The sequence below is a fragment of the Streptomyces sp. NPDC055078 genome (genome assembly GCF_053607985.1).
Genome location: NZ_JBSGUP010000304.1, coordinates 1 through 9609, shown reverse-complemented (window position 1 = coordinate 9609; position 9609 = coordinate 1). Strand labels below are relative to the sequence as shown.

General features: G+C 72.2%; 9 protein-coding genes. All 9 read right to left on the bottom strand.

From position 1 onward, the window contains the following. Positions 1 to 1253, bottom strand: a 1253-nt coding sequence (locus ACWF94_RS23650) for an NAD(P)/FAD-dependent oxidoreductase (RefSeq protein WP_453491832.1), incomplete at its 3' end; no start/stop codon positions are given. Beyond that, positions 1250 to 1441: a ferredoxin gene (locus ACWF94_RS23645; RefSeq protein WP_453491829.1), complete on the bottom strand. Its 192-nt coding sequence runs from the start codon at positions 1439 to 1441 to the stop codon at positions 1250 to 1252. The genes ACWF94_RS23645 and ACWF94_RS23650, both read right to left, overlap by 4 nt. Positions 1442 to 1475: 34 nt before the next feature. Beyond that, a complete protein-coding gene (locus tag ACWF94_RS23640; RefSeq protein WP_453491826.1) occupies positions 1476 to 2780 on the bottom strand; it encodes a phytoene desaturase family protein in 1305 nt (434 codons plus the stop codon). Between the two features lie 52 nt (positions 2781 to 2832). Further along, a complete protein-coding gene (locus ACWF94_RS23635) occupies positions 2833 to 3993 on the bottom strand; it encodes an acyl-CoA dehydrogenase family protein (protein WP_453491823.1) in 1161 nt (386 codons plus the stop codon). 4 nt (positions 3994 to 3997) lie between these two features. Then, positions 3998 to 5374: an enoyl-CoA hydratase-related protein gene (locus ACWF94_RS23630; protein WP_453491820.1), complete on the bottom strand. Its 1377-nt coding sequence runs from the start codon at positions 5372 to 5374 to the stop codon at positions 3998 to 4000. A gap of 83 nt (positions 5375 to 5457) precedes the next feature. After that, a complete protein-coding gene (locus ACWF94_RS23625) occupies positions 5458 to 6651 on the bottom strand; it encodes an acetyl-CoA acetyltransferase (protein WP_453491817.1) in 1194 nt (397 codons plus the stop codon). Then, on the bottom strand, positions 6648 to 8015 hold the full coding sequence (locus ACWF94_RS23620; RefSeq protein WP_453491814.1) for an OB-fold domain-containing protein: 1368 nt from the start codon (positions 8013 to 8015) through the stop codon (positions 6648 to 6650). Before ACWF94_RS23620 ends, ACWF94_RS23625 begins: the two co-directional genes overlap by 4 nt. Continuing rightward, on the bottom strand, positions 8015 to 9238 hold the full coding sequence (locus tag ACWF94_RS23615) for an acetyl-CoA C-acetyltransferase (RefSeq protein ID WP_453491811.1): 1224 nt from the start codon (positions 9236 to 9238) through the stop codon (positions 8015 to 8017). The genes ACWF94_RS23620 and ACWF94_RS23615 overlap by 1 nt, the downstream gene beginning before the upstream one ends. Beyond that, positions 9235 to 9609, bottom strand: a 375-nt coding sequence (locus ACWF94_RS23610; RefSeq protein WP_453491808.1) for an acetyl-CoA hydrolase/transferase C-terminal domain-containing protein, incomplete at its 5' end; no start/stop codon positions are given. The genes ACWF94_RS23610 and ACWF94_RS23615, both read right to left, overlap by 4 nt.

Here is a 9609-nt window from a genome sequence, read left to right as displayed (position 1 = left end):
CACGAGGTCCCGCCCAGGATCAGCCGCCGGTACTTCATGATCTCGGTCTGACCGTTCATCGTGAGGGCGCCGGCCAGCCGGTCACCGTCGCGGTAGAGGGCGACGAACCGCCCGTCGGCGGGGTCCCCGCCGGCCACCCGGACCTCGTCGGCAGCGACCGCGCCGACGAACTGGATCCGGGTGTCGTACCAGTCGGACCAGAAGTAGGGGACACAGCCGTACGGCTCGGGTCCGGCGGGACCGAGGGCGTTGCGGGCCGCCGCCGCGCCCTGTTCGGCGGCGCTCGTCCAGTGCTCAAGCCGCATCGGGCGGCCGAAGACCGGGTTGTGCCATCGGGCGACATCGCCCGCCGCGTACACACCGGGGACTCCGGTGAACAGGTTCTCGTCGCAGACGACGCCGTCGTCCAGGGTCAGCCCGGATCCTTCGAGCCAGCCGGTGGCCGGGGCGGCTCCGATGCCGGCGACCACCAGACCGGCCGGGAGTTCCGTACCGTCCGTCAGGCGTACGGACTCGACAGCTCCGTCTCCCTCCAGCGCCGCCACGCCGCTGCCGCAGCGCAGATCCATCCCATGGCGGCGGTGAAGTGCCGCGCACGCCCCGCCCATCCTCTCCCCGACGGCCCGGACCAGCGGTACGGGCAGGGCCTCGACGATCGTGACCCGCAGACCGCGTTTGTGGGCGGCCGAGGCGACCTCGGAGCCGATGAAGCCCGCCCCGATCACGACCGTACGGGCGCCGGCGTCCAGCGCCGTGCGGACGGCCCGCGCGTCGTCGAGGGTCCGCAGGGTGTGCACCCCGCGCAGCCGTCCGGCGCCCGGCATCCGGCGGGCGGCGGCTCCGGTGGCGATGACCAGGGCGTCGTACCGTACTTCGCCTGCCGTCGTACGGACTGTGCGGGTCGCCGGGTCCAGTCCGGTGGCCGTCGTGCCGAGCCGCAGGTCGACGCGCAGTTCCTGACGGAGGGTCTGCTCGGTGCGGAAGGGCGGCAGGTCCGCGTCGCCGTCGAGGAACGCCTTGGACAGTGGCGGCCGGTCGTACGGAAGGTGAGGCTCGGCCCCGATGAGGACGATCCGGCCGCCGAAACCGCCGCGCCGCGCGGACTCGACGGCCCGCAGGCCCGCGAGGGACGCGCCGACGACCACGAGGGTACGGGGGTCGCCGACCGGTCCCGGCACGGTGCTCGCGGGGCCCGTGTCCGCCGGGCTGCCGGCGGTCGGACCGGTCCCGGCCGGGTCCGGTGCGGTGCTCACGGCGCCAGCCTCAGCGCCTCGGTGGGGCACGCCTCGATCGCCTGGCGTACCGCGTCGAGGTCGCCGTCCGACGCGTCCTCCTTCAGCAGGACGAGTTCGCCGTCCTCGTCGATCTCGAAGAAGTCGGGTGCCAGGGCCTCGCACATGCCGAGTCCCGTGCACTTGCCGCGGTCAAGGGTGATCTTCATGTGTTCTCCAGGGATGGGCGGATGACGGCGTGCGTCAGCGAGAGCCGCCGGCCGGATGCCGCTCGGCGATCTGCTCGACGACGAGCTTGGCCGTCTCGGCACACGCCGTGGTCCCGCCGTTGGCGTACTCCTTGACGCCGTCACCGACGTTCCACAGATTGGGAATCGGGGTGGTGGGCGCGAGATCGAAACCGGCGACCGCGCGCTGCGGCGGCCAGCCGTCGCGGGTGACCACGGTCGACAGCACCCGGGCCCGGTCGAAACCGGCGAGCTGTTCCCGCAGATCGGCCATGACCAACTCGGTCTCGGCGGCTTCGTCGAACGCGCCGACAGCGGGTTTGGGCACTCCGGAGGCGGAGTACAGATTCCAGCCGTCGGGAGACATCTCGGGGCACAGTTCGGAGAAGTTGGCGATGTAGCAGAGCCGCCGGGTCTTGCCGAAGCTCAGCATGCCGGGCGCCTCGATCAGCCGCTCCCGGCTGGCGAAGTTCACGGTGATCATGGAGGAGGGCCGGTCGCGGCGCTTCACCTCGGCGCGGTAGCCGGCGGGCAGATTCCCCTCCCCCGCCATCGCGACGGTCGCGGAGGGTCCCGCGTTGCTCACCGCGAAGCCGCAGCCGACCTCGGTCGTCTCCCCGTCGCGCAGGACCCTCGCGCCGGTCACCCGGCCGTCCTCCACCGTCAGCGAGGTGACCTCGCTGTTCAGCCAGATCTCACCGCCGTGCCGGGTGACGACCCCGGCGAGCGCCCGCCAGGCCCCGATGGTGCCCTCGGGGTGGAAGCCGAACTTCTTGAAGGCGCTCTTGCGGGTGAAGTAGGTGAGGAAGACCCTCGCCGGAAGCTCCTCGGAGCCCACCGCGAAGATCGATCCGCAGATATTGCGGAAGACCGCGTGGACGTTCTCGTTCCTGGTGTATTTGGCCACCCACTCGGCGGTGGTCAGTTCGCCCTCGGGCAGTCCGTCGTCCTCGCGGGCCGCGCCGATCCCCTTCATCAGCTTGGCGCCCTGCCGGGTCAGCTGCCCGAGCAGCACGCCCCAGCCTCCCTTGGTGACGTCGACGTCCTTGCCGCCGATCCGGTACAGCAGTGGCGGCTTGGGCATCCGTACGTCGTAGGGGGCGCCGACCTCGGCGAAGGTCTCCTCGGCGATGCCGCCCAGCTCCAGGACGATGGCACCGTTGTTGACCTTGAATCCGTCGATGTCATGAGTGGAGGCGCGTCCGCCGACCTGGTCGAGGCGTTCGACGACAAGGGTGCGGTAGCCGCGGTGGGCGAGCCGTGCGGCGGTGAACATACCGCCGGCTCCGGCCCCGACGACCAGCGCGTCGACGTCTTTCATCCGGGTTCTCTCCGTTTCTCTGAGGTCCTTGAAGGTCCTTGAGGACGCCGCGTCAGTACGAGGCGGGCAGGTGCAGGCTGTGCTGGGCGATGAAGTTCAGGACCATCTCCCGGCTGACCGGGGCGGTGCGCAGCAGCCGTGCGACGAACCAGAGGTCGGCGAGGCCGTACTCCCGGGACAGGCCGTTGCCGCCATGGGTCTGGATGGACTGGTCGAGTGCCCTCAGGGAGGCGTCGGCGGCGGCGAACTTGGCGATGTTGGCGGCCTCCGCCGCGTCCTGCCCGCTGTCGTACAGCTCCGCCGAGCGGGCGGCGGCCAGCCGGGCGAGTTCGACGGCGGCATAGGCTTCGGCGAGAGGGTGGGACACGCCCTGGTGGGAGCCGATCGGGGCGTTCCACACGGTGCGTTCGCGCGCGTAGGCGGCGGCCTTGTCGAGGGCGTACCGGCCGATGCCGTTGCTGAGCGCGGCGGCGAGGATCCGTTCGGGGTTGAGACCGGCGAAGACCTGGCGCAGTCCGCGTCCGGCTTCGCCGATGAGGGCTTCGGGACCGAGGCGTACCTCGTCGAGAAAGAGGGTGAACTGCTTCTCCGGGACGTTCAGCTCGGTGGGGATGGCCTGTTTGGTGAGGCCGGGCGCGTCGGTGGGCACCACGAAGAGGGACAGGGGCGCACGCCCCGAGGGGTCAGGGTCCCCGTCGCGGGCCACGACCAGGACGGCCGCTGCCTCGTCGACGCCGGAGATATAGTACTTGGTGCCGGTCAGCCGCCACCCGTCACCGTCGCGGCGCGCGGTCGTGGACACCCGGTGGCTGTTGGAGCCGGCGTCCGGCTCGGTGAGCGCGAACACCATCTTCCGGCTGCCGTCGGCCATCCCGGGCAGCCACTCGGCCTTCATCGCGGGCGAGCCGTGCTTCCAGACGATGGATCCCGTGATGGCGGGTGAGATCACACCCATCAGAAGGGGCATGCCGTGGGCGGCCAGCTCCTCCAGGACGACCTGGTAGTCGGCGAGACCGCCGCCGCCCCCGCCGTACTCCTCGGGGAGGTGGACGCCGAGGAAGCCGTTGCGGCCCAGTTCCTCCCAGAGTTCGCCGACCTGGCCTCCCTCGCGTGCGCGGTTGGCGAAGTAGGTGTGGCCGTACCGCTCGGCGATCCTGCCGACGCTCTCGCGGAGCGCGGCGTGCTCCTTGCTGTCGACGATCAGTCCTGTCATTCCGTCACCGTCCCTGGTAGTGCGGTTCGCGTTTGCCGATGAACGACGCGATGGCTTCGGCCGCGTCCGCCGTTGCCGCGGTGCGGCTCAGGGAGCGCACCTCCGCGGCGAGTTGTCCGGTGAGCGTGCGGGCATCCGACGCGCGCAGCAGCCGGCGCATTCCCGCATAGGCGCGGGTGGGTCCGGCAGCGAGCCTCCTGGCCGACTCGAACGCCTCCCGGTGCAGGGTGTCGTCCGGGACGACCCGGGTCACCAGGCCCCATTCGGCGGCCTCGTGGGCCGTCAGGGTCCGCTGTCCGTAGAAGAGTTCCGCCGTCCGCCGGACACCGATGAGGCGGGGCAGGAACCAGGAGGCGCCGCCGTCGCCGGTGAGTCCGAGGGCGGCGAAGCCGAGGGCGAACCGGGTGCGCTCCGCCGCGTAGACGAGATCGGCGCAGTACACCAGGCCGAGGCCGCCTCCTGCGGCGGCGCCGTGCACAGCGCACACGATGGGCACGTCCAGCGCGCTGAAGATGTCGAGCGCCCGGTGGTGGACACCGGCCATGCCGTTGAGCAGTGCGGGCAGTTCGCCCTCGGCGGCCCCGGCGAACACCTTGATGTCGCCTCCCACGGTGAAGGCCGGTCCTGCGGCGCTGAACAGCACGGCCCGCACCTTCTCGTCCTCCTGGCAGCGGCGGGCGGTCTCCAGCAGCTCATCGGCCGTCCGGGCGTCCAGCGCGTTGCGGGCGGCGGGCCGGTTGAGCCGGATGTGGGCGAGGCCGTCGGTGACGTCGAACTCGATGCGGGTCAGTTCGGTGAGCCGGGGTGCGGGCTCCGGCCGCCCGGGCGCAGCCGCGGACACGGACTCGGGCTCGCGCTCGGGCACGGGCACGGACTCCGGCACGGGTTCGCGCTCGGGCACGGGCTCGGGCACGGGCTCGGGCTCGGGCTCAGGCTCGGGCTCAGAGCCTTCTCCCTTCAGTGCCCGCGCCCACCGTGCCGTATCCATGTGCTGCACGAGCTCCGTGATCCGGTGGCCCGTGAAGCGCAGCAGATGCACGAAGGACGCGTCGAGCGGAGCCCCGCTCTCCCGGCCCTTCCCTGTGTACCGGCCGATGACGAGCAGTCGTCCGTCGTCGATGCGGTGGAACTCCCTCGGCTCGGCGCGCGCGTGGAAGTGCCGGGCGATCCGGCCCCAGAAGTCGTGCCGCATCCGCTCGGGTCCGGCGTGGACGCCGCCGAGGTCCAGCGGCAGTCCCTCGCTGGTGTGTCCCCGGAAGCCGGGGTGCAGCAGTTCGGCCAGACACCCCTGGTCGCCGTCGGCCAGGGCGTCGTACAGCCGGCGGGCCGCCGCGATCGCCGCCTCGGTGCTCACGGTGTCCGGAACTTCGGCTCCGCTCATCAGGGACGCACCTCCTTCACTCCTAGAATCTAATTTAAAATAAATAAGCTCGTCAAGCCTCTGCCACCCACCCCGGGCCCTGCTCAGCCCCGCTCCGCGCCCACCACCGACACGAACGAGACACAGGCGCCGGGACGGCCGCCCAGATTCTGGGTGAGGGCCAGCCGGGGGCCGCTCAGCTGCCGTTCACCGGCCTCGCCCCGGAACTGGAGCCAGCATTCGTAGAGCATCCGCAGCCCGCTCGCCCCCACCGGATGCCCGAACGACTTCAGCCCGCCGTCCGGGTTGACCGGCAGCCGCCCGCCGAGTTCGAAGGCTCCGTCCAGGACGTCTCTCCAGGCACGGCCCCGTTCGGCGAAGCCCAGGTCCTCCATCAGCACCACCTCGGTGGGCGTGAAGCAGTCGTGCACCTCGGCGAAGGAGACCTCCGTACGCGGATCGGTGATCCCGGCCTGCCGGTACGCCTCCCGGGCGCTGCGGACGACCTCGGGGAACGTGGTGTAGTCGTAGTCGGGGTCGGCCGCTGCCCGGCCCGGCCCGGCCGTCAGCGACAGCGCCTTCACATAGACGGGACGGTCGGTGTACCGATGCGCGTCCTCGGCGCGCACGATCAGCGCGCAGGCGGCCCCGTCCGAGACCCCCGAGCAGTCGAAGACCCCGAGCCTGCCCGCCACCAGCGGCGCGGCGGCGATCTTCTCCTTGGACACCGGGGTACGGAACTGGGCGCGCGGGTTGCGCGCCCCATTGGCGTGGTTCTTCCACGCGACATGGGTCATGGCCTCTCGCATGGCCGCCGGATCGACGCCGTACGCGGCGCAGTAGGCCGGGTCGAGCAGGGAGAAGGCCGCCGGGGCGGTCAGCGAGTTCTCCGGCGCGGTACCGTCGCCGGGCGGGTCCATCCGGGTCAGCCCGCTGAATCCGGAGTCCTTCAGCTTCTCCACTCCGACGGCCATGACCCGGTCGTAGGCGCCGGACGCCACGGCGTAGCAGGCGTTGCGGAAGGCGTCCGAGCCGGTGGCGCAGTAGTTCTCCACGCGGGTGACCGGCCGGTGGTCCAGGCCCAGCGGACGGCTGAGGGTGAGCCCGGACTGCCCGGAGCCGAGGGTGCCCAGCCAGTACGCCTCCACATCGGACACCCCGGTGCCCTCGACACCGTCCAGGCACTCCCGTACGGCGTCGATCAGCAGATCGTCGGCGGAGCTGTTCCAGTGTTCGCCGAAGCGGGTGCAGCCCATGCTCACGATGGCCACGCGGTCCTTGATCCCCTGTGCGTTCATCGGTCGTCGTCCACGGGTAGGGCCTTCCAGAAGTAGTTGTGCACGCCCTGTGCGGTGTAGAGCCGGCGGAAACTCGGCGTGACCCGGGTGCCGACCTCGATCTCATCCGGTGCCGCGTCGGTGAGTTCGAGCGTGCAGCGCCCGCCGCCGTCGAAGTCGACCACGGCGTCGATCATCGGTGGGGAGGGCGAGTGGGCGAGCCGGTCCACGGTGAAGGTGGTCACCGTGCCCCGCGCGTCTGCCAGCGGCAGCGGGTCCATCGCGTCCGGCGTTCCGCAGTTCTTGCAGACCCGGGCGGGCGGCAGATGGGCGAAGTCGCAGTCACGGCAGCGGGAGCCGGTGAAGGAGAACTTCCACGCCCGCGCCCGCGCCGACGGGGGTGCCGCGGGCAGATCGGGCTCGGGACGCCGTGGCGCCTCCCGTTCCAGGAGTCCGCGCCAGGACAGATAGGTCACGTACGGTACGTCCCGGCCCGACGCCGACTGGTCGGCGACCGGCCGGGGCTGACGTCCGGTCCGCACCCGGTCGGTGACGCGGAGGACGAGCGCGTCGCAGCCGTCCACGGCGGCGAGCACGAGCACCGTCTCCCCCGGCTGGGCCCGGTCCAGCACCTCGGCCAGCCCGAGCCCCGCGTCGGCGGCTCCGCTCCAGCCGCGCCGCCAGGAAGAGGTGATCCGCCCCCGGATGCCCGCCCGCCTGGCCACCAGGGGGTTGGGCGAGGAGATCACGACATGGTCGGGCTCGGCCACCCCCGCCTGCTTCAGGGCCCGCTGCCCGGCGTCGGTCACCAGCGGCAGATAGCGCTCCAGTCCGAAGCGGTCCTCCCAGCGGCGGGCAGCCGGTTCGCCCGGGGCCCGCCACCGGTCGAGGAACTCGGCCGTCCGCGAGGCCCGCCCCACGATGCGCGCGAGGGCCCGGGACGGATCGCCGAAGTGGAAGGCCGCCGCTCCGTCGCCGCCCGCGCGCTCGTCGGGCGAGCCGGGCAGTCCGGTGATCACATCGGCGCACACGGCGAGGCCGCCGCTCGCCGCCGCGGCGAGCAGCGCTCCGGTTCCGGAGCGGGCCGAGCCCGCCAGATCGACGGCGAAGCACTCCGGGCCCAGCCCGAGCGCGGCGTGCACGGCGGTGGCGTTGGTCTTGTCCGCGTATGCGGGCGAGGTGGTGGCGAAGTACACCGATTCCGGCCGCTCCCCCTCGTAGGTCAGCTGCCGGGCCGCCGCCACCGCGAGGGTGGTGCTGTCCTCGTCGTAGGACGCGGCGATCCTGCCGCCCGCCCCGGCTCCGGCCGGCTCGGCGAGCCGCAGCCGGTGGCGCGGAAGGTACGCGGCGTACGCCACGATGCCGTTCGGTTCCAGCTCGGTCATCAGGCCCCCTCGAAGAGCGCGGCCATGCCCTGGCCGCCGCCGACACACATGGTCTCCAGGCCGTACCGCCCGCCGCGCCGCCGCAGTTCACGCAGCATGGTGGCCAGGATGCGGACCCCCGTGGCTCCGATCGGATGACCGAGCGCGATGGCGGAGCCGTGGACGTTGAGGCGGTCCGCGCTCTGCTCGTCGTCCGTGAAGCCCCATCCCTTGAGAACACCCAGCACCTGGCAGGCGAACGCCTCGTTCAGCTCGATCAGATCGATGTCGTCGAACGAGACCCCGGTGGCGGCGAGCAGTTTGGCCACGGCGGGGACCGGGCCGAGGCCCATGGTCGCTGGTTCGCACCCCGCGGCGGCCCAGCCGGCGAGATAGCCGAGGGGTTCCAGGCCCAGTTCGGCCAGCTTGTCCTCGGCGACCACCAGACAGGCCGCGGCGGCGTCGTTCTGCTGGCTCGCGTTCCCCGCCGTCACCGTGCCGCCGGGCAGCAGGGGCCGCAGCCGCGCGAGGACATCGATCGTGGTCCCGGGGCGGATGCCCTCGTCCCGGTCGAACAGCACCGGTTCACCGCGCCGCCGCGGTACGGGAACCGGCACGATCTCCTCGTCGAAGACGCCCGACTCCTGTGCCGCTGCGGCCCGTTGATGGCTGCGGGCCGCGTAGGCATCGGCCTCGTCGCGGGTGATCCCGTGTTCCCGGGCGATGTTCTCGGCCGTCTCGATCATGCCGGAGATCGGACCGAACCGTGCCTCGGGCTGGGAGCGTTCGCGTCCCCGGTCGAGCCGGTCGTACAGCTCCACCCCGCCGGAACGGCTGCCCCAGCGCACCTGTGTGGAGTAGTGCTCGATGTTGCTCATGCTCTCCACACCGCCGGCGAGCACCACATCGGCGGCGCCCGTCTGCACCATCATGGCCGCGGTGACGACGGCCTGGAGGCCGCCGCCGCAGCGCCGGTCGAGCTGGAGACCGGGAACCCCGACCGGCAGCCCGGCGTGCAGCGCGGCCCAGCGGCCCACGCACGGGGTCTCGGAGTTGGCGTACGACTGGGCCATGACGACGTCGCCGATCCGCCCGGGGTCGACACCGGTCCGCTCCACCACCGCCTTGACGACCGTGGCGGCCAGGTCCTCCACCGGGACCGGTCGCAGGGTCCCGCCGAAGGTGCCGACGGGTGTTCGCAGGGGTGAGACGATCGCCGCTCTCCTCAATCGTGGGGCGTTCATGGGCACAGTTCGTCCTCCATCGCTTTCTCCAGTGGGGCGCGGTGGTCGGGGTGGGCGAGGGCGAGCATCCGCTCCCGTCGCGCCCGCACCGGCAGTCCGCGCAGATCCGCCGTGCCGTACTCGGTGACGATGACCCCGGCGTCGGCGCGGGGGGTGCTGACCGGGCCGCTCAGCCGGGTCACGACGCGGCTCGCCCGGCCCGCCGTCGACGGCAGCGCCACGATGGGCACCCCGCCCCGGGAGCGGGCGGCCCCGCGCAGGAAGTCGATGGCCCCGCCGACCGCTCCCACATACGTGTTGCGGGCCACCTCGGCGTTGATCTGGCCGTCGAGGTCGACCTCGACGGCCGAGTTGATCGCCCCGAAGCGGTC

What these genes read in the sequence shown, in the direction of transcription:
- ACWF94_RS23645 (WP_453491829.1), bottom strand. Translation starts at nt 1,441, where the DNA reads ATGAAGATCACCCTTGACCGCGGCAAGTGCACGGGACTCGGCATGTGC.
- ACWF94_RS23640 (WP_453491826.1), bottom strand. Translation starts at nt 2,780, where the DNA reads ATGAAAGACGTCGACGCGCTGGTCGTCGGGGCCGGAGCCGGCGGTATG.
- ACWF94_RS23635 (WP_453491823.1), bottom strand. Translation starts at nt 3,993, where the DNA reads ATGACAGGACTGATCGTCGACAGCAAGGAGCACGCCGCGCTCCGCGAG.
- ACWF94_RS23630 (WP_453491820.1), bottom strand. Translation starts at nt 5,374, where the DNA reads ATGAGCGGAGCCGAAGTTCCGGACACCGTGAGCACCGAGGCGGCGATC.
- ACWF94_RS23625 (WP_453491817.1), bottom strand. Translation starts at nt 6,651, where the DNA reads ATGAACGCACAGGGGATCAAGGACCGCGTGGCCATCGTGAGCATGGGC.
- ACWF94_RS23620 (WP_453491814.1), bottom strand. Translation starts at nt 8,015, where the DNA reads ATGACCGAGCTGGAACCGAACGGCATCGTGGCGTACGCCGCGTACCTT.
- ACWF94_RS23615 (WP_453491811.1), bottom strand. Translation starts at nt 9,238, where the DNA reads ATGAACGCCCCACGATTGAGGAGAGCGGCGATCGTCTCACCCCTGCGA.